Annotated in this window: 22 protein-coding genes; 11 read left to right on the top strand and 11 right to left on the bottom strand. The window is 38.4% G+C overall.

Annotated features, from left to right (window positions below; all coding sequences use genetic code 11):
- Nucleotides 1-14 precede the first annotated feature (14 nt).
- On the top strand, nucleotides 15-953 hold the full coding sequence (locus FEE95_RS21165) for an MBL fold metallo-hydrolase (protein ID WP_138660042.1): 939 nt from the start codon (nucleotides 15-17) through the stop codon (nucleotides 951-953).
- A gap of 40 nt (nucleotides 954-993) precedes the next feature.
- Nucleotides 994-1887 (top strand): alpha/beta hydrolase fold domain-containing protein, encoded by an 894-nt coding sequence (locus tag FEE95_RS21160; RefSeq protein WP_138660041.1) that lies wholly within the window; start codon nucleotides 994-996, stop codon nucleotides 1885-1887.
- Here FEE95_RS21160 and FEE95_RS21155 read toward each other — a convergent pair.
- From FEE95_RS21155 to FEE95_RS21135, 5 genes are all read right to left on the bottom strand, one after another.
- Nucleotides 1880-2278: a LytR/AlgR family response regulator transcription factor gene (locus tag FEE95_RS21155; protein ID WP_138660040.1), complete on the bottom strand. Its 399-nt coding sequence runs from the start codon at nucleotides 2276-2278 to the stop codon at nucleotides 1880-1882. The two genes, FEE95_RS21160 and FEE95_RS21155, sit on opposite strands and share 8 nt — an antisense overlap.
- A gap of 153 nt (nucleotides 2279-2431) precedes the next feature.
- Entirely contained in the window at nucleotides 2432-3709 is a 1278-nt protein-coding gene (gene hemL / locus FEE95_RS21150) for a glutamate-1-semialdehyde 2,1-aminomutase (RefSeq protein WP_138660039.1), read from the bottom strand.
- A gap of 3 nt (nucleotides 3710-3712) precedes the next feature.
- Complete coding sequence (locus FEE95_RS21145; RefSeq protein WP_138660038.1) at nucleotides 3713-4573, bottom strand: glucosaminidase domain-containing protein; 861 nt, start codon at nucleotides 4571-4573, stop codon at nucleotides 3713-3715.
- Complete coding sequence (locus FEE95_RS21140) at nucleotides 4570-5475, bottom strand: 1-aminocyclopropane-1-carboxylate deaminase/D-cysteine desulfhydrase (RefSeq protein WP_138660037.1); 906 nt, start codon at nucleotides 5473-5475, stop codon at nucleotides 4570-4572. Before FEE95_RS21140 ends, FEE95_RS21145 begins: the two co-directional genes overlap by 4 nt.
- 21 nt (nucleotides 5476-5496) lie before the next feature.
- A complete protein-coding gene (locus FEE95_RS21135; protein WP_138660036.1) occupies nucleotides 5497-5820 on the bottom strand; it encodes a hypothetical protein in 324 nt (107 codons plus the stop codon).
- Between the two features lie 233 nt (nucleotides 5821-6053).
- On the opposite strand from FEE95_RS21135, the gene FEE95_RS22195 reads away from it, so the two are divergent.
- From FEE95_RS22195 to FEE95_RS21125, 3 genes are all read left to right on the top strand, one after another.
- Nucleotides 6054-6212, top strand: a complete 159-nt coding sequence (locus FEE95_RS22195) for a DUF5522 domain-containing protein (RefSeq protein WP_171037109.1) — start codon at nucleotides 6054-6056, stop codon at nucleotides 6210-6212.
- Between the two features lie 79 nt (nucleotides 6213-6291).
- Nucleotides 6292-6879 carry a DUF4136 domain-containing protein gene (locus FEE95_RS21130; protein WP_138660035.1) on the top strand — a complete coding sequence of 196 codons (588 nt, stop codon included), beginning with the start codon at nucleotides 6292-6294 and terminating at the stop codon, nucleotides 6877-6879.
- A gap of 106 nt (nucleotides 6880-6985) precedes the next feature.
- On the top strand, nucleotides 6986-8737 hold the full coding sequence (locus FEE95_RS21125) for an aromatic amino acid hydroxylase (RefSeq protein ID WP_138660034.1): 1752 nt from the start codon (nucleotides 6986-6988) through the stop codon (nucleotides 8735-8737).
- Here the strand turns inward: FEE95_RS21125 and FEE95_RS21120 are convergent.
- The 5 genes from FEE95_RS21120 to alaS all read right to left on the bottom strand — a co-directional run bounded on the left by FEE95_RS21120 (nucleotide 8734) and on the right by alaS (nucleotide 14853).
- On the bottom strand, nucleotides 8734-9369 hold the full coding sequence (locus FEE95_RS21120; RefSeq protein ID WP_138660033.1) for a mycothiol transferase: 636 nt from the start codon (nucleotides 9367-9369) through the stop codon (nucleotides 8734-8736). The genes FEE95_RS21125 and FEE95_RS21120 overlap by 4 nt on opposite strands.
- Nucleotides 9370-9463: 94 nt before the next feature.
- Nucleotides 9464-10078: a DUF4230 domain-containing protein gene (locus FEE95_RS21115; RefSeq protein WP_138660032.1), complete on the bottom strand. Its 615-nt coding sequence runs from the start codon at nucleotides 10076-10078 to the stop codon at nucleotides 9464-9466.
- Nucleotides 10079-10143: 65 nt separating this feature from the next.
- Entirely contained in the window at nucleotides 10144-11106 is a 963-nt protein-coding gene (locus FEE95_RS21110; RefSeq protein ID WP_138660031.1) for a GSCFA domain-containing protein, read from the bottom strand.
- A gap of 12 nt (nucleotides 11107-11118) precedes the next feature.
- The gene (locus FEE95_RS21105) at nucleotides 11119-12165 is read right to left on the bottom strand and encodes a hypothetical protein (protein ID WP_138660030.1); all 1047 of its coding nucleotides are present in this window, start codon (nucleotides 12163-12165) and stop codon (nucleotides 11119-11121) included.
- Nucleotides 12166-12234: 69 nt separating this feature from the next.
- On the bottom strand, nucleotides 12235-14853 hold the full coding sequence (alaS, locus tag FEE95_RS21100) for an alanine--tRNA ligase (RefSeq protein ID WP_138660029.1): 2619 nt from the start codon (nucleotides 14851-14853) through the stop codon (nucleotides 12235-12237).
- A 99-nt stretch (nucleotides 14854-14952) separates the two neighbouring features.
- Between alaS and FEE95_RS21095 the strand changes: the two genes are divergently transcribed.
- Genes FEE95_RS21095 through FEE95_RS21075 form a run of 5 tightly spaced genes read left to right on the top strand, consistent with a single transcriptional unit; the run spans nucleotide 14953 to nucleotide 18141 of the window.
- Entirely contained in the window at nucleotides 14953-15930 is a 978-nt protein-coding gene (locus FEE95_RS21095) for a M23 family metallopeptidase (RefSeq protein WP_138660028.1), read from the top strand.
- Nucleotides 15930-16259, top strand: coding sequence for a MerR family transcriptional regulator (locus tag FEE95_RS21090; protein ID WP_138660027.1), 330 nt, complete (start codon nucleotides 15930-15932; stop codon nucleotides 16257-16259). Before FEE95_RS21095 ends, FEE95_RS21090 begins: the two co-directional genes overlap by 1 nt.
- Before the next feature lie 57 nt (nucleotides 16260-16316).
- On the top strand, nucleotides 16317-16916 hold the full coding sequence (locus tag FEE95_RS21085; RefSeq protein WP_138660026.1) for a LemA family protein: 600 nt from the start codon (nucleotides 16317-16319) through the stop codon (nucleotides 16914-16916).
- 9 nt (nucleotides 16917-16925) lie between these two features.
- Nucleotides 16926-17363, top strand: coding sequence for a TPM domain-containing protein (locus tag FEE95_RS21080; protein WP_138660025.1), 438 nt, complete (start codon nucleotides 16926-16928; stop codon nucleotides 17361-17363).
- Complete coding sequence (locus tag FEE95_RS21075; RefSeq protein WP_138660024.1) at nucleotides 17344-18141, top strand: TPM domain-containing protein; 798 nt, start codon at nucleotides 17344-17346, stop codon at nucleotides 18139-18141. Before FEE95_RS21080 ends, FEE95_RS21075 begins: the two co-directional genes overlap by 20 nt.
- Before the next feature lie 2 nt (nucleotides 18142-18143).
- Here the strand turns inward: FEE95_RS21075 and FEE95_RS21070 are convergent, their stop codons facing one another.
- Nucleotides 18144-18641 (bottom strand): MarR family winged helix-turn-helix transcriptional regulator, encoded by a 498-nt coding sequence (locus FEE95_RS21070; RefSeq protein WP_138660023.1) that lies wholly within the window; start codon nucleotides 18639-18641, stop codon nucleotides 18144-18146.
- Nucleotides 18642-18753: 112 nt separating this feature from the next.
- Between FEE95_RS21070 and FEE95_RS21065 the strand changes: the two genes are divergently transcribed.
- The gene (locus FEE95_RS21065) at nucleotides 18754-19683 is read left to right on the top strand and encodes a hypothetical protein (protein WP_138660022.1); all 930 of its coding nucleotides are present in this window, start codon (nucleotides 18754-18756) and stop codon (nucleotides 19681-19683) included.
- The last annotated feature ends 7 nt before the right edge of the window (nucleotides 19684-19690 follow it).

Here is a 19690-nt window from a genome sequence, read left to right as displayed (position 1 = left end):
ATACCAACCAAATTATGAATACCTCTAATTTAAAATCAACATTTACAAGTTGCTTTATTCTATTCGCTTTTCTGAATTCATTTTCTACAGAGGCTCAAAACCAGCCCACAAAACTAAAATATTTCGGTACAGCAGGTTGGGAGATAACCGATGGAAATATAACTGTGTTAGTAGACCCTTACCTCACTCGAATGAAATTAGGAACAGGACCTGGTGTGAGTGACAAAGACACTCGAAAAACAGTACTACGCTCGGATGTCTTTGTTTCCGATACTTTGCTAATCGACAGTTTGATTACCAAGGCAGATTTTATTCTAGTACACCATTCGCATTTTGACCACCTAGCAGATGTGCCCTATATCGCTAAAAAAACGGGCGCCAAAGTTATCGGTACAGAGACCACATTTAATATTCTTCGTGGGTATGGCATTCCCGAAGAACAATTATATCCGGTAAAAGGAGGGGAAGATTATCAATTTGAAAATTTTTCGGTTCAGGTTATTCCTTCGATACATTCTGCTCTCTATGACAAACACTATATCGACTCTAGAACCTATACTGAACCTCCAAAAACGCCTCTTAAGGTCTCAGAATTTATTGAAGGAGGTTCTTTGATGTTCTTAGCTCGTTTTGCCAAACACAATATACTGACTATGGCATCGATGAACTTTGTGGAACGGGAATTGGTAGGTCAAAAACCAGATATTCTTTTGGCGGGAGTGAACCGCTCGCAATTGGGATTATACAAATACAACGAACGCCTTCTGGAAGTAACGAACCATCCAAAAATCATCATTCCAACCCATTGGGATAACTTTCGTTTGCCCTACGGATTTTCACAACAAAGTGGAGTGGAGCAAAAACTAATTCCGTTTCAAGAAGATGTACAAAGACTATCGCCTGAAACGAAAGTTATCATTCCAAAGCATTTGGGTACAATTACTATTGACTAGTACTATTTAAAGATTCTTATCTGATTTAACAGAATAGCCTATCGCACAAAGTCTAACATACTATCTAACCTTATTAGTACTAAAACTAAAAGGTATCAAAAGAAATTTTAGCAAGGATCCTATTGACTTTGAAAAGATAAGAAAGGAAGATATCCATCGGCCAAAGGGTAAATTTTTAAGACGGAACAATGCAATCGATTTCCGAGTTTCAAACACTCGAATCACTGAGATAAAGCGAACAAAAACCGCTAATTCCCTTCTAATTTTCATTCATGGAGGGGCCTTTATTTCTGGTCCTGCCAAGCACCATTGGGATACGGTACAGGAAATCGCCAAACAAACGAATCATATCATTTGGATGTGTGATTACCCAAAAGCACCCGAGCACAAAATTTCAGATTTATCAAAAAACATTGACTCCATTTACCACAAGGCTTTAGAAAAATACCCAGCAAGACAGATTTCCCTATTGGGTGATTCGGTCGGTGGAACTTTAATTGCCGCACTAACACAAAGGTTAATTGAGAAAAGCACTGAATTACCCAGCAAAATCATACTTGTTTCCCCAGTCATGGATGCCACTATGTCAAATCCTGAAATTGAAAACCTCGAAAACAAGGATCCAATGCTTTCGAAGATTGGGGTACTTAGTGCAAAAAAAATGTGTGCTGAAAACGGTGATTTAAAAAATACAATGCTTTCTCCATTACATGGTAGCTTTGATAAATTTCCTAAAACAATTTTATTTTTAGCGGAAAGAGACATTACATTTCCCGATCAGTTATTGGCTGCTCATAAACTGATTGAAGTTAAAGCCGATATCGAAGTAATACAAGGGGGAAATATGCCGCATATTTGGCCTTTTCTACCTGTTATGAAAGAAGCTAAAACAGCTTTAAGTCAAATAATAAGTAGGTTAAACCAATCTAGCTAGCAACTGTACTAATCGTCTTCTCAAAGGTCAAAAGGTTTTTCAATTCTAAAACTCTTGACACGGCGAGGTCTAAGCGCGAAGCACACAATGGTTTTGCCATAAAATCAATAGCGCCATTCGAATAGGCTTCAATCTCAAAAGATGATCTGGTGGAGTTTACGATTACCTCTACGGAGTCTTTAAATAGCTTTTGAAGTGAGAATCCATCGATTTCTGGCATTTCTACATCAAGAAGTACCAAATCAATATCTTCGCTGTTTACAGCGCTTAAACCTAAAAAAGGATTGGTAAACGTGCCAACGAGGTTTAAGTGCTCGTTTTTCTCAATTAGTTTTGATGAAAGTGCCAGTTGCACTCCTGAGTCGTCGATTACAATAACATTCAGCTTCATGGGACTGGGGTTTTCTGTTTTGGTTTGGTCTTATGCTAACTCTGAACAGCCGTAAAAACTTACATAAAATTGACGAATCGCACAATTTTACGATGAAATACCCTTTTAACCCATAAAATTACTAGGAAGTAATCTTCCCCCAAAACGATTAACCTAGAAAATAGTTGCCACAGCGGAAATCGTTTCATCCAAATCCGCATAGCTTAGGGCATCGTTTAGAAAGTAACTTTCAAAAGCAGAGGGCGGTAGATATATTCCTTTGTCAAGCATTCCACGGAAATACTTTTTAAACATATCATTATTGCCTTTTGCAGAAGAAGCGAAATCAACCACAGGTTCATCGGTAAAGTGTACAGAAATCATACTTCCAAAACGGTTGATTTGATGCGCAACTCCTTTTTCAGCTAGAACACCTGCAATACCTTTATGCAAATATTCCGTTTTGTCAGCTAAACTTTGGAAGACTTCGGGTTTGTTATTCAACGCTGTCAACATGGCCAAACCAGCACTCATCGCCAAAGGGTTTCCACTTAATGTACCCGCTTGATACACTGGACCATCAGGAGCCAAGTGACTCATAATCTCAGTTCGTGCGGCAAAAGCACCAACGGGTAATCCACCGCCAATAACTTTTCCGAACATTACAATATCCGCATCGATTGCCAATGTTTCCTGCGCTCCACCTTTTCCTAATCGGAATCCGGTCATGACCTCATCAAACAATAATAATATCCCTTCTTGTGTACAAAGTGAACGTAATCCCTGTATGAATTCATCCGTAGGAATAATACAGCCCATATTTCCGGCAACAGGTTCTATGATGATGGCAGCAATCTCTCCTTGATTCGCTTGGACCAAAGTTCTTACACCTTCTAAATCATTATAATCCGCAAGCAAGGTATCCTTTGCTGTACCCTGAGTTACACCAGGACTATTAGGGCTACCAAAAGTTACTGCTCCACTACCCGCTTGAATCAAAAAGGAATCAGAGTGGCCGTGATAACATCCTGCAAATTTGATAATTTTATCTTTTCCGGTATAACCCCTTGCTAAACGCACAGCACTCATGCAAGCTTCCGTTCCACTATTTACAAAACGAATCTTATCAATATTTGGCACCATTGAAACGGCCAACTTCGCCAACTCCGTTTCAATTTCGGTTGGCATTCCGAAAGAAGTACCTTTCTTCGCTTTGTCAATGACCGCATTGATTACAGGCTCATAAGCATGACCCAAAATCAATGGACCCCACGAAGCGATATAGTCAATCAAACGATTTCCATCTTCATCATATAAATAGGCCCCTTTCGCCTCTTTGACAAAAATCGGCTCTCCCCCAACAGCTTTAAAAGCGCGAACAGGAGAATTTACACCTCCCGGAATATATTTTTTCGCCTCTTGAAATAGGGCGCTACTTCTTTTGTAAATCATTTGCTAATTGAATTTTTCTGTCTTTACGGTAAGTTCCTGTCCCACGGATATCGTATCACCATACATATAGTTCCAACGTTTCAAATCGTTAACAGAGACTGAATATCTTCTTGCAATGGAATATAAGGTATCGCCTTCCCTAACCAGATATACGGCATTCTTCTTTTTAGGCTTTACTTTTTTTTCTGCTGTTACTTCTTGGCTGGCAACTCGGATTTCCTTTGCTCCTGTTTTGTCAAACTTCGCAAGTCCATATTGTTCAATGAGGGAAATCAATTTTTGCGGATAACGCTTATCTGTAGCATAACCGGCTTTTCGTAGTCCGTGTGCCCATTTTTTATAGTCCGTACTTCGATAGTCAAAAAGAAAGGCGTAACGAGAACGTTTTGTCAAGAAAAGACTGTGGTCACGGTAGGAATACATCGGATGATTGTACTTACGAAAACACTCGCCCTTTTCATCATCATCGTGAAAATCGTAGTCGCCTTGCCAACCGGTGTGGCACTTAATGCCGAAATGGTTATTGGTTTTTCGAGCTAGTTCGCCTTTTCCAAAACCACTTTCTAGAAGTCCCTGAGCTAAAGTGATACTTGCAGGAATTCCGTAGGCTTTCATTTCCCTTTGCGCTACTTCCGAAAACGTATCAATATAATCCTTGGGCTTTTCGAATTCCATTCGAATGAACTTGCCTGTATCCTCAGGCATAGGATAGAGTCCGTCATCTGTTGTTCTTTTCGGAATTGCTTTTTTAGGAGTCGTTCGTGCAGTTTCGGTATTTCGCTTACCATAGGTGACCTTTTGTTTCACCTTACATCCGAATAAAAAAGTACCCAGTAGGGCAACAAGAAAAATACGTTTTATCATAGCTTAATCTGGGGTAGATTTTTCTTTTTCAATTTAGCGTTCATTCCCGAAATACTTTGTAAACCGCCTGTATGAATCGCCAAAATTTTTGTTTTTGGTTCGAAATGGTCTTTTTTGACCAATTCTAGAATTCCGTATAACAGCTTTCCGGTATAAATCGGGTCGAGGGGAATTTGCGTCCGCTCCTTAAAATCATTTATAAAATGGATAAGTTCTGCGGATACTTTCGCGTAACCCCCAAAATGATAATCGCTCTGCAATTGCCAATTTTCCTTCGACGTAAAATTACGAATATCTTCGATTAAAAAATCACCTTTCAGAGCCGGGAAGCCTAAAACTCCTTGTTTTGGAAGGGATGCATTGATGATTCCGGCTAGCGTACCTCCAGTTCCTACTGAGGAGCAAATCATATCAAACTGCGCATCTTCCGGAGTAAGTATTTCTTCACATCCCTTTACAGCAAGGACATTTGAACCTCCCTCCGGCAAAAGATAGAAAGCACCAAATTCTGATTTCAATATATTTATAAAGGCTTCAGAATTTTTATCCCGATAGGCATCCCTTGAAATAAATTTAAATTGCATTCCGTGTTCAGAAGCCAACTTTAGGGTAGGGTTTGTTTCCCATTTTGCGGAAATTTCTTCTCCTCGGATAACTCCTACAGTCTTTAAACCCTGTAACTTTCCCGCATACGCCGTAGCCGCAATATGATTGGAAAAAGCGCCACCAAAAGTCAGCAGGGTATCAAAACCTTGTGATTTTGCCGCTTCTAAATTGTATTTAAGTTTACGGTATTTATTACCGGAAAAAAGGGGGTGAATCAGATCTTCCCTTTTGATACTTAGGGATACTTGTTTCTCAATTAATAAAGGAAGTTGAACCGATTGATTTTCCGTATGCACTTTAGAAACTGTTTTACAGTATCAAAGGTACTTTATAAAGCTGAAAAACTTTCGTTCGTTCGGATAGTTCAGGTTATGTTCATTATGATACGCCTCTTGCTCAAAGCTGATATTTTGATACCCTCGGTAAAAACTCAAATGCCAAAGACTGCGCAGTAGCCATTCAGAAATATAAAATATGTAAAATGGAATTATAAGTAATTCAAGCTGTTGCTTCAAATGAATCTTCTCGTGATTGATAAGTACGCTATCCGCTTTTAAAGAATCGTTCTTTAAAATAATAAAGGGCCAGAAGGACAAGCCAACGTAATTCTTGTAAAAGAAATGTTTAAAGACTAGTATCATAGGTTGATAGTAAAACGTCTATTCACAAAGTTAATTGTTAAAACGATCTTGCCTTGCATAACTCAATTATGTTGCCAACAATTGTATTTGCTCGTTAAAAAACCTTAAAAACCCCACAAAGTGTTTGTTTCGCGGGGTAGAGATTATCGTTATCAACAAAAAATCTACTAATTTCGCTCCTAGCGGAGGGCGAAGTAATTCATATTAGTGGCTTCTAATGACTCCCTTATATTATGAAAGAGATACTACCTATTGAAGAGGGGGACTTTTACTGGTCAGAAGAGGGCTATCGTGTTTTTACAAAGCAATACCATCTAAAAAGAGGTTATTGCTGTGAAAGTGGGTGTAGACATTGTCCTTATGGTTACGACCCTAAAACCAATTCGCAGTAGTGCTCAATAGTCTTCTTCGGCACGGTTTTTGATATTTTTTGAGTAGTTTAAACTTGACGAATTCCAAAAATAATTGATTATGAAAAAATTGAAAATTCTTGCACTCCCACTATTCGTGCTTCTTTTTTTGAGCTCTTGTACTTCTGTACGCGTACTATCCGATTATGATAGAGATGCCAATTTCGGTTCTTATAAATCCTATGCATTTTATAAAACCGGAATTGATAAAGCACAAATTTCTGATTTGGACAAAAAACGAATTCTACGCGCCATTGAAACTGAGATGGGAACAAAAGGATTTGTGAAATCTGAAAATCCTGATATTTTGGTGAGCATCTTCACTAAAGAACGCGAGCAAGTTGACGTATATAACAACTACTGGGGCGGAGGAGGCTTCGGTTGGGGTTGGAGCCCTTGGTATTGGGGTGGCGGTTTTGGTCCTGGTTGGGGCTGGGGCTGGGGCGGAGGCAACAATGTAAGCACCCGTACGCAAGGTTCACTCTATATTGACCTGATTGATGCTAAAAGCAAAGAATTGGTTTGGCAAGGGAAAGGTGATGGCACTTTAAACAATACCAAGAATATTGAAAAGAAAGAAATGCGTATCAAGGAGTTTGTTGCTGAAATAATGACGCAATATCCGCCTGATGTAATGGCTTCAAAATAATTTACAAACCGCCTTCGGGCGGTTTTTTTGTGCTTTCTCTTAACATCTTCTGCATCTGTTTTCGAATTCGAATTTCGTAACTTTACCTTTAGAAAAACGAAAGTAAGTGTCATACGAAAGTAATCCTATTTTAGACAAGCTTCCTGAACATTTGAAGCAATTTATTAAACCGCAAGACTATAGCGATTACACTGCTATTGACCAAGCCGTTTGGCGTTATGTGATGCGGAAAAATGTGGATTATCTAAGCAAGGTTGCCCACAAATCCTATGTCGACGGGTTAGAAAAAACAGGAATCTCCATAGACCATATACCGAATATGTACGGAATGAATCGAATTCTTGAAGAAATCGGTTGGGCAGCGGTAGCGGTAGACGGGTTTATTCCACCTTCAGCCTTTATGGAGTTTCAGGCCTACAATGTTCTGGTGATTGCTTCTGACATTCGACAATTGGAACATATTGAGTATACCCCAGCCCCTGATATCATTCACGAAGGTGCTGGTCATGCTCCAATTATTGCGAATCCTGAATATGCGGAATATTTGCGTCGTTTTGGAGAAATTGGTTGTAAGGCGATTTCAAGTGCTAAAGACTTTGAACTGTATGAGTCAGTGCGACATCTTTCGATAATCAAAGAGGCAACAGGAACACCTCAAGCCGAAATCGACAAAGCCGAAAAGGACATCGAAAATTTGCAGAATAATATGGGCGAACCTAGTGAGATTGCCCTCATCAGAAACCTACATTGGTGGACGGTAGAATATGGATTGATTGGCACAGTCGAAAATCCGAAGATATATGGGGCTGGACTTCTTTCTTCCATAGGGGAAAGTGCGTGGTGTATGACCGATGAAGTAAAGAAAATACCCTATTCTATTGAGGCAGCGCACACATCTTTCGATATTACCAAACCGCAACCGCAGCTTTTTGTGACGCCTGATTTTGCTTTTCTTAGTCAAGTTTTAGAGGAATTTGCAAACGAAATGGCGGTGCGAAAAGGTGGATTAAGCAGTATTCAGAAGCTCATCAATTCCAAAGAACTTGGAACTATAGAGTTAAGTACTGGACTTCAAGTCTCCGGAAATTTTAAACAGGTGATAGATTTTAAAGGAAAACCCGTATTCTTTCAAACGGAAGGCCCTACTGCTTTATCCTATCGCGAAAAAGAATTGGTAGGTCATAGTGCTGAAATTCATTATGACGGATTTGGTTCCCCCATGGGAAAACTGAAAGGCATCAATTTAGCGATTGAGGATATGAGTCCAAGAGATTTAAAGGCTTACAATATTTTCGAAGGACAGACCATAACTCTAGAGTTTGAAGGAAACATCAAGATATCGGGAGAAATCATTACTGGAACTAGAAATTTAAAAGGTGAAATCATCTTAATTACCTTCCGCAATTGTACAGTCACCCATAAGAAGAAAGTTCTTTTTAAATCCGATGAGCGATTGTATAGTATGGCAGTTGGCGAGCATATTGTTTCTGCTTACAACGGCCCTGCAGATTTGAATAGTTTTGATTTAATTAATCATGAAATTTCATCGACTACTGTGAGCTCAGAAATGTCCACCCAACGAAAAAAACTGGATAGTTATTACAGACAGGTCCGTGATTTTCGGGAGGGCATCAATACCACCATTTCACGTCATAAGGTCTTTGAGCAAATAGCTAACGAATTTCCTAACGATTGGCTTTTATCCGTTGAGCTCTATGAACTAGCAAAAAACAATGGAGATACTGATTTCGCACAAGAAATTGCAAATCATTTGGAAACTGTCAAGTTGAACAATCCCAAAGTAGGGCAATTAATTGATGATGGATTGCAATTGGTCGACGCCAGTTTTGTTGTCTAAACCGCTCGTTTTTTAATTATACGAATCTGACCATTGTGATTTGATTCATGCTCTACAACATGAAACCATTTGCAATAGTTGTTCGTGGGTTGATTGCCAAAAAAGTTGGTTGTGGCATAAAGCCAGGCATCGTCTCGATTCTTAAGTTCATTTAAGGAGTATTCTCGTACCTCAGCCAGTTTGTCTAAATAAAAAGCAGGTGATTTACCTTTGAAAGTGGCCCGGCCTTTATTCCCCAAACTACTTGCGGCATCCCACATTTCATCGGAAACTCCGAAGCTAAGCGCTTTCTTAGGAATACCTTTAAAAGTGTCTATTTGATAATATCGCTCGGTACCCGCCAAATGCATTAACATTGCTCCTATCGAATTCGAATCGTCGTCTAAGAGAAAATCCAATTCTTTCTGACTAATATTTCGTACACCCCTTATAACAGTATCTCGCATCCAGTCCATCATAGAAACTAGAATGCTTACCTCGCTTGTGTATCCTGATCGCCTTCCAAATTCGTGAATACCTAATTCCTTTGAGGCTTTTGGAGGTTGTGCAATACCCAAACTGGGTAAAAGTAATCCGGCGCTTAAAACTCCCGTTGACTTTAAAAAATTTCTTCTGTTGTTTGTTGTTTCCATGATTTGTCATTTTTTGATTCCTTATGAATTTAAAAACAATTTGCCAGTGGAAAATGCTTGTTTGCAATAGTTTAACGAAATGAAATTTCTGAAGTCAGTCTTTAAAGAATATTTCGGAAAAGTTTTCTTCCACCTCTTGATTCTCATAGATTAGTTTCCACTCCATCGAATTGGTCAACATGTAGAATTTTGACAATTCGCTTAGTAAGCGGTTTTTGGCGTTACTTTTTAAAGTTGAGGCCTCAATCTTTTTCATCAAAGAAGCATTTACATTTTCCTTGATTTTGTTGTAATCCGAAGCATCAAACGGATTTAAATAATCGGCAGTAACATCATAGTACTCAAAATCGGGGCTAATCTTGATTTCAGGCTCTGGAATACTTTTGATATGAAGGGTTTTATCTTCTTCATCAACTTCAAAATCAATTTTAACTAAATCATAGGCTACCGTAACCTCAGCATTCACGACAACCAAAGCCTTTTTATCGGCAGTTATTAAAGGCCCGAAAAGCTCTTGTGAATCCTTGTAATTGTAGACTTCTGCAAAATGCCCTTCAGTGACAATAAGTTTTGAAACATTAGAAATCTCCTGTTGAATGAGCATTGAATTCTCTTGAAGAATAGATTTATCTTTTTTTTCTTTTGAGCTCGAACGGAAGATTATTATTCCTGTTAAGATGATTATAACTGCAATTAGGATTTTTTTCATTTCATCTAAAATAGTGATGATTACTTGAGATACCTCTCTCAATCCCTCCTTATTAGGAGGGAAGTCTAATGTTCAAATTTCATAAAAGGATACTCCTCTTGAAGATACGTAATTTTCCTTTCGAGGGATTTCATAAAGCTTTGATGCTGCCCTGAATCAGGATTGTAAGGTCGGTGCTGCAAACCCTTTTGAACCGTGTCTACTTTTTCCATGGTAGTATATGCTGTTAGTGAAATCCAGACTTCTTTAAATTTTTCCCAGATGTAGTCGATGGCAATTTGATTTGGATGTATCATATCAGCTTCGTAGAAACGGTAGTCACGGAGTTCGTCCATCACGAGTTCATAACTTTCAAAATACGAAGTTCGAGGTAGGAAATACGAAGTTTCCATGATTTGATGAATTGCCGAAATCAGATGGGCTTTACTTCTTTGGTTTTCCACAAAGCCGTCTTTCAGGTGTCTTACCGGTGAAACCGTAAAAATGAACTTCGCATTTTGATTTACAGATTGGACACATTGAATGGCATTTTCCAAACTATTTTGAATCTCTTCTGTAGAAAGTAATTCTTTCGAGAATTCCTTCTGAGGTACTTTATGGCAATTGGTAACGACCGTGTCAGTTTCTATATTCTGATAGACCCAAGCAGTCCCCAAGGTAATTAGCACATGTGTTGCTTTGGTAATTTGTTGATACGTTTTCTCCAAACCGGAATTTAGTTCCTCGAGTAATTCTTTTTTGGATGAATTACTTAAATCGGAATGTGAATCAAAGCAATGCCAACGTTCGTTTAAAAAGAAAATGTCTTTTTCCGAGTAGATTTCGCTTTTAACTGCTTTTGAGATCAACTTTTCAATTGCCAAAGGATGAAATAAGATTCCGAATGGGTTTTGCAAGGATTGGAATTTGAAGTAATCTAACTTATCTCCAATATTTTCTGCAAAACAAGAGCCCAAAATCAATAGCTGGCTTTCGTAACCAATTTGATTTTGGGCTCTTGTAAATGGAATTTGAGTTTGGAGTTTCATACTCCAAACTTACTACTTTGCTAAATTCTTTTTTGATTTAGCAATTACCTTGCTTAAATGTTCTAAGTTTTTCGCTTTTAAGTTGTATCCTAATCCTGTAATATAATCTCTAAAAACTACATCTCCAGTTTTAGCGTTTACGATTTGAACAAATCGCTCCGCGTTCATTCTAACATAACGCATATAGTAAAACTCCTTACCGGATATTATGGCATTATCTAAATCATCCTTGTTAATGAGTTCATAGTCATAACCATACCCTTTCAAGAGCTTTTCAACTTCCTTTTCGTCTCTATCGGAAATTCCAGCTGTCCAAGCATTAGTCTTCTGAGTAATATATTCAGGTATGAAAAGTTTTGATGATGCTAGTCTAGCTATTTTTTCAGCTTCAGCGTCCTTTTTATACATCCAGTATGTCTTTTCTCCAGCAATTAGAGCATTGGACTTTTGCAGATAGTTTCTCAACATTCCCTTCGTGTAATTGAAGAAAACATCTTCAGTGTAAATACTCTTTACGATTTCATCATCTTTTTTAGTCAGTGCTATTCCAACAAACTCCGCAGTTGGAAAAAGATAAAACTTAAGAATAGATTCCCTATTCTCATTAAAAATAGCTTTCAATTTTTTCTTTTTCTTCTTATCTGATAAATCAGGAGAAAGCTTTGCAAGCTTCTTACCGATTTCATCGGCATCGTACATCGCTACATCAAAATAGGTGTGAAGAGATGCAGATTTGGTCATCCCCATCTCTTTTTTAACCACTTTAAAACCAGTTAATGCAGCAAACGAATAATTCCCTTTGTGCATCTCCATGAGATTAAAATCTTCATGAGAGATTAATTTATATGGAGTTACAGTCCACGTATCTTTTAGAATCTGCTCATACTCAGAAGCGTCGATTACATCTGATAATACAAAAACGGTGGTTGTTGATTTAAAACGTTCTAGCGTCTCTTTTTTGAGGTCGGCTGGTTTTCCACGATGTTTTGCACCAAAGGAAATTTGTGAATGCCCTACAAAACTTACAAAGGCAACTAATAAAATAAGATAATTTTTCATGGTTAAATGTTTAAATTGGTTTGTATAAAACCATACTTAACCTCGATTATTGTTGTAAAGAAGCCTTTTTTAATTCTTCAAGTATTCCCTTGCCTTGTCCAAAGCCTCTTGAATACCTCCAGGTTTTTTACCCCCCGCAGTAGCAAAGAAAGGTTGTCCGCCACCACCGCCTTGAATGTATTTACCAAGCTCACGAACTATGGTTCCCGCATTTAGGTCTTTAGAAGCTACTAACTCTTTAGATATATAGCAGGAAAGTAGTGCTTTGCCATTTTGTTCCGTTCCGAAGAGAAGAAAGAGCTTGTCTTTATTCTGCCCCATTTCAAATGAAAGGTCTTTAATGCCAGCGGCATCTAAATCTACTTTTTTAGCCAAGAATTGAATTCCATTGACTTCTTCCAATTCGTTTGCCAATTCTCCTTTAAGGTTCCTTGCTTTATCTTTTAAGAGCTGCTCGACCTCTTTTTTTAGTCTCGCATTCTCCTCTTGTAAAGCAGATACAGCTTTTAAAGGGTCTTGCGCATTATTCAAAACATCTTTGATTTCGAATAAAGTTCTGTTGTTTTCGAAATAGAAGTCTTTTACGGCATCTGAAGTAATTGCTTCAATTCTCCGAATACCTGCGGCAACAGCACCTTCTGATTTGATTTTAAAATGCCAGATATCACCTGTGTTCTTGACATGAGTCCCGCCACAAAGTTCTATGGATTGTCCAAAACGAACTGTTCTTACGGCATCTCCATATTTCTCACCAAACAGAGCCATAGCACCTTCCTTTAGCGCCTGCTTCATAGGAACACTTCTGTTCTCTTCAAAGGGGATTTGTCCTTCTATTCTAGCATTCACGAAATTTTCAACGGCCCGCAGTTCATCCACAGTTAATTTTGAAAAATGGGAAAAATCAAATCTCAAATATTTGGAATGCACAGCTGAACCTTTTTGTTCAACATGCGTTCCTAAAATTTCACGTAAGGCCTGATGTAATAAATGGGTTGCCGTATGATTCGCTTCCGTTCGTTGGCGTTGTTTTTTATCAACTACAGCTTTAAACGTTCCGTCGGTTTTCTTAGGAAGGTTTTTCGAGAAATGAACGATTTCGTTGTTCTCTTTTTTGGTGTCAATGATGTACACCACATCTCCGTCAGGTGCTTCCAAATAGCCCTTATCCCCTACTTGGCCTCCACCTTCAGCATAAAAGGGCGTTAAATTGAAAACCATTTGATATTGTTCTCCGTCCTTCTTGGAAGTTACCTTTCTGTATTTTACAAGATTGACATTGGCTTCCAAAAGGTCGTATCCAACAAATTCTTGTTCTATATCACCCGATAGAATCGTCCAATCTTCTTTTGAACTGGCCGAGGCCGATTTGGAGCGATTTTTCTGTTCTTGCATGGCCACATAAAATCCTTCCTCATCCAAAGTATATCCTTTTTCTGAAAGAATGAGTGCGGTCAAATCCTTTGGAAATCCATAAGTATCATACAATTCAAAGGCTTTTCTACCGTAAACCTCTTTTCCTTTGGTATTGGCAATAACCGAATCTAACAAGACTAAACCTTGCTCAAGCGTCTTTAAAAAGGAATGTTCTTCCTCTTTAATGACATTCTCAATCAACTGCTTTTGCTGTTTCAGTTCTGGGAAAGCATCTCCCATCGTATTTGACAATACATTCACCAAACGATACATAAAGGGTTGCTTGGTATCTAAAAATGTGAATCCGTAACGGATGGCTCTTCTAAGAATTCTGCGAATCACATAACCAGCACCGGTATTACTCGGTAGCTGCCCATCTGCAATCGAAAAAGATACTGCGCGAATATGGTCGGCAATAACACGAATAGCAATGTCAGTCTCCTCTTTTTTACCGTAATCGGAATTGGTAATTGTCTCTATTTCACGAATGATAGGTGTAAAAACATCCGTATCATAATTGGATTCCACACCTTGTAAGGCCATACAAAGGCGCTCAAAACCCATTCCGGTATCTACATGTTTCGCCGGAAGCGATTCTAATTTCCCATCAGCCTTTCGATTGTACTGCATGAAAACCAGGTTCCAGATTTCTACAACTAGGGGATGATCTTCATTCACCAAAGTAGCTCCAGCGATATTTGCCTTCGCCTCCGCAGAGCGGAGGTCCACATGAATTTCAGAACAAGGTCCGCAAGGCCCTTGGTCACCCATTTCCCAGAAATTATCCTTCTTATTGCCCATGATGATTCGATCTTCAGGCACGATGGCTTTCCATAGGTTAAAAGCTTCAGAATCCATCTTCAAATTATCCGCGTCATCGCTTCCTTCGAAAACGGAAACATAAAGACTGTCTTTATCTATTTTACACACTTCAGTGAGAAACTCCCAAGCCCACTCGATTGCTTCTTTCTTGAAGTAATCACCAAAACTCCAGTTGCCCAACATTTCGAACATGGTATGGTGATAAGTATCTTTTCCTACTTCCTCTAAATCATTATGCTTCCCACTTACACGGAGGCATTTTTGAGTATCCGCTATACGTGGGTTTTTAATCGCACTATTTCCTAAGAAAAACTCCTTAAAAGGAACCATACCTGCATTGGTAAACATCAACGTTGGATCGTCTTTGATGACCATAGGTGCTGAAGGCACAATTTTGTGGCTTTTTTCTTTAAAAAAGTCTAGAAATTGATTCCTGATTTCTTTGGAAGTCATATAAACTGGTAAGTTTTACAAATTTTAACTATTTATACAAAACAATTTTTATATTTGTTTGTTCTGTAAAAACGACACAAAAATAGGTAAAATACATTCATGTCTAAAGTAAAGTACTATTACGATCCTGATACGCTCTCCTACCGAAAGATAGAGCCAAAGAAATCAAGACGCTACCGTAATATTGGACTTTTTGTGTTGGGTTCTGCCCTATTCGGACTTTTCTGCTTGATTTTATTGTTGAACACTAACTTAGTAAACACTCCTAGAGAACTTTCTTTAGACCGTGAGCTAAAGAATTATGAACTTCAGTTTGAGCTGTTAGATAAAAAAATGCAGCAAATTGAAGAAGTATTAGCAAATATAGAGGATCGCGATAATAATATTTATCGTTTATATTTTGAAGCCAACCCAATACCTGAAGAACAACGTCGGGCTGGTTTTGGGGGTGTTAATCGCTATAAATCTTTAGAAGGCTTTAATAATTCTGAAATGATTATAGCCACCACCAAACGTTTGGACATTATTAAAAAGCAAATAGCAATTCAGTCTAAGTCATTGGAAGAAATTGCCTTATTGGCCAAGGAAAAAGAAAAACTTTTGGCGGCAATACCAGCTATTCAACCTATCAACAATGAAGAGCTGACACGAATGGCTTCAGGTTACGGTTATCGTTCAGATCCATTTACAAAGGCACGTAAGATGCATCGTGGTATGGATTTCACAGCACCAAGAGGAACGCCTATTTATGCTTCTGGTGATGGCAAAGTAACCCGGGCAGATAACAATTCTTCAGGCTATGGAAAGCATATTCGTATCGACCATGGGTATGGTTATATGAGTCTTTATGCCCATTTGAGTAAATACAATGTGAAACGCGGACAGAAGGTAAAACGTGGTGACCTTATTGGCTTTGTTGGAAGTACAGGTCGTTCCGAGGCACCTCATTTGCACTACGAGGTTTTTAAGGATAAAGAGCGAATCAATCCTATCAATTTCTATTATGGAAGTTTATCCCTGAAGGAATTTGAAAATATGCTGAAATACGCAAACCAAGAAAATCAATCACTCGATTAATGCATATAGAGCTACCTGAGAAACGATATTACGGTATTGGTGAAGTCGCCAAGGCATTCGGAGTGAATACTTCACTAATTCGTTTTTGGGAAAAAGAGTTTGATGCGCTTAAGCCTAAGAAAAATGCAAAAGGTAATCGAAAGTTTACTCCTGAGGACATTAAGAATCTGCAGCTGATCTATCACCTCGTTAAAGAAAGAGGCTTTACTTTGGAGGGAGCAAAAATACACCTAAAGGAAAATAAGAAGAAAACACTTGATAACTTTGAAATCATTGCGAAGTTGGAACGCATCAAGACCGAGCTTACCAAAATCAAGGAACAACTATAGAATTGTTCCTGTAACATTCTATTTGTATTGAACACTAACCATTAAAACACTACACTTATGAAAAAAGGATTAATCGTATTAATCATACTTGGAATTCTCGCTTTTTTACTAGGAAGTTGGTATGTAAACACAAACAACGAACTTGTTGAAATGAAAGGGCAGGCTACCTATCAATGGGCGAATGTTGAAAGTTCATACCAAAGAAGAAGCGATTTAATTGGCAATCTTGTTAAAACTGTTCAAGGGGCTGCCGATTTTGAAAGAGGTACGCTTAAAGATGTTATTGAGGCTAGGGCAAAAGCAACGGCAACTAATATAGACGCGAATAATTTAACTCCAGAAAAATTACAAGCTTTTCAGCAGGCCCAAAGTGGTCTAAGTGGTGCTCTGGGAAAATTAATGGTTGTTGTTGAACGCTATCCAGAATTAAAGGCCAATCAAAATTTTTTAGAACTTCAATCGCAACTAGAAGGCACTGAGAATAGAATTAACGTTGAGCGCAATAAGTTTAATGTGGAAGCTGGGGAATACAATATAAAAATTGAAAAAATACCAACAAATATTATTGCTGCCATTGCCAATTTTGACCCTCTAGCTCTTTTCAGTTCGAATCCTGGAGCTGAAAACGCGCCAGATGTAGATTTTGATTTTGATTAATCAGTCTGAATGTCTCGCGTAGAAAAGCTTTTATCAGATAATGAAGAACAAGAAATTGTTCAAGCCATTCTTGAGGCAGAAAAAAACACTTCAGGAGAAATTCGAGTTCATATTGAATCGCACACACGACTAAAGCATTTTAATCGTGCCAAAGAGGTATTCCATTTGCTTAAGATGGATAATACTAAAGATGAAAATGGCGTATTGATTTATGTAGCGGTCAATGATAGGAAATTTGTCATTTATGGTGATAAGGGTATAGATGAAGTTGTTCCTGATAATTTTTGGGATACCACACGCGATGCCATTCAGGACCATTTTAAAAAAGGGAACTTTAAACAAGGAATCATTGATGGTGTGTTAAGCACTGGCAAACAATTGGAAAATCATTTTCCATGGCATCATGGTGACATAAACGAACTGAGCGATGAAGTATCTAAAGGATAGCCTTGTCGTTTTTCTTTTTTTGTCCTGCGGATTTTCATTCGCCCAGTTTCAGATTCCTGAAAAACCTGAGCTGCAAACCAGTGTTTATGATTACATTGACTTATTACCCGCAGGTCAAGAAGAAGCTTTGGAACAAAAACTTATTCGGTATTCCGATAGTACTTCTACACAAATTGTTGTTGCCATAATTAGTTCAACTGAGGGAGAAAACATCAATTATCTCGGAGCACAATGGGGCCAAAAATGGGGAATTGGTCAGGCAGACAAAGACAATGGAATTTTAATTCTTCTCGCGCGAGACGACCGCCGGATTGCTATTAATACAGGTTATGGCGTTGAAGGTTCTTTAACCGATGCAATGTCTAGAAGAATAATTGAAACTATAATCGTTCCGCAATTCAAGCAAAACGATTACTACGGGGGACTTGATAAAGGTGCCGATGTTATTTTTCAAGTATTAAGCGGTGAGTTTAAAGAGGAACGGACTTTTGATACTTCCGAAGGTTTTCCCTTGGGAAGCTTTTTACCTTTTATCATCTTTTTTGTTATTCTAATTATCTTATCAAGTCGCAATCGAAGAGGTGGCGGCCGTAATGGAGGAAAACGCTCAACCGGACTAGACCTGTGGGACATCATTATTTTGAGCAATATGGGTCGCAGTAGTGGTTCTGGTGGCGGATTTGGCAGTGGCGGTGGATTCGGCGGAGGCTCAGGTGGCTTTGGCGGAGGTTTCGGCGGTGGTGGCTTTGGAGGCGGTGGTGCTTCTGGGGGGTGGTAGCTTCAACCTAATTCAGTTAACATTTTCTTCAATAAAGTAGCTAAAGAAGCTCTTTCGGCCTTGTTTAGTTTACGCACCGAATCATTCGCTTCTTCGAACCGAATCTCAATGGCTTTATCAATAACTTTTTTACCCTCTTTAGTGAGCCCAGCTCTTTTAATACGACCATCTTTTTTATCAGGAGCCCTGTATATCAGGTCGAGTCTGGTCAGTCTATCCAACAGGGCAGTCATTGCTCCGGAGGTAATCAAAACGGACCTCATGAGTTCCTTTGGTGTAAGTTCGTATGGTTTACCAGATCTTCTCAAAGTGGCTAATACATCTAAATCAGTATAGTATATTCCACTGTCTTTTAACGCCTGGCCAGCACGTTTTTCAAGTATTTTTCCCAATTTCAAGATCCTGCCGACTATATACATTGCTTCAGCATCCAATTCGGGTCTTTCCTGGTGCCATTGAGAAACCAGGTTATCGATAATATCTTCTTGCGATTCTTTCATAACACTTAAATGGGTATAAAATAAAAATACGAAAATATATCTTTACATAAAGATATATTTTATATATTAGCAAAGTATCTTGATATAAAGATATTTTTAAAATTATAGAATCATGAAAAAAATAGCTCTAAAAATATCCGTCATAATAGGTTTGTTCTTAACAATTGGGTTTGGTTATTTGGAAAAAGAAAAAAGAACCAAACATGGCTTTAAGAAAATATCCATTAAAGAGGTAAACTACTCTCCTACTGTTTTTCCAGAAGACACGACCAAGCTATGGATGTCTGAGGGTTCAATTGCAAATGACACAGTGCTTATTATGGGTGATGGCGGGCCAACGAACCAACTGGGTTATGATTACAATGGCAAAATTGATTGGATGTATTTGAACAGTTTCAAAAACTATCACTTTGTCAGTTTGCACCAGTCAAGCACCTATAATCCTGATATCTTTAATTGGCAAAAGTCCTTCACCCTGGAAGATGGTATAAAGGAAATAGACAATTCATCGGAAATGATGTACCGTGCTATCAAATATTTTAAGGACAGAAATAAATATGTTGTGGTAGCTGGTCATTCTTACAGCGCTTTTGTAGTTCCACATTATATAGCCACCAGGCCTTCTCTAGCGGATAAATACTTTATGATTTCAGGTAGATTGAATGCCGATTCGCTTCAAACCTTTTTTCAATTAAAAGGTCATAACTCCAAATTTGAGAAAGACGGGAAAACACTTAGAGAGCCTGATACCACCAGAGCAAGACCTTCTCGAACAGAACGTTATTATAAGATTAGAAAGGCAAGTGAAATGCTTAAGGCAGGATTAGGCATCCGTAAATTTACGGAAGAGCTAAAGACCAAAGACCTATCAAATTTAGTGGTGTTCTATGGTAAAAGAGATCAAAATGTTGGCGCCTTAAGTGAAGTAGAGATTCGTTTCTTAAAATCTAAGAACGCAAAAGTAATGTCATTTGGCACTGATCATTACGGAGTAACCAGAGAAATTATTGATTTAATGGATGGCGGAAAACTCAGTTTTTGAGCATTTT

The sequence above is a fragment of the Maribacter algarum (ex Zhang et al. 2020) genome (assembly GCF_005885635.1).
Classification (GTDB): domain Bacteria; phylum Bacteroidota; class Bacteroidia; order Flavobacteriales; family Flavobacteriaceae; genus Maribacter_C; species Maribacter_C algarum.
The sequence above is the reverse complement of the archived record's forward strand: the minus strand, read 5'-3'. Positions and strand labels throughout refer to the sequence as shown.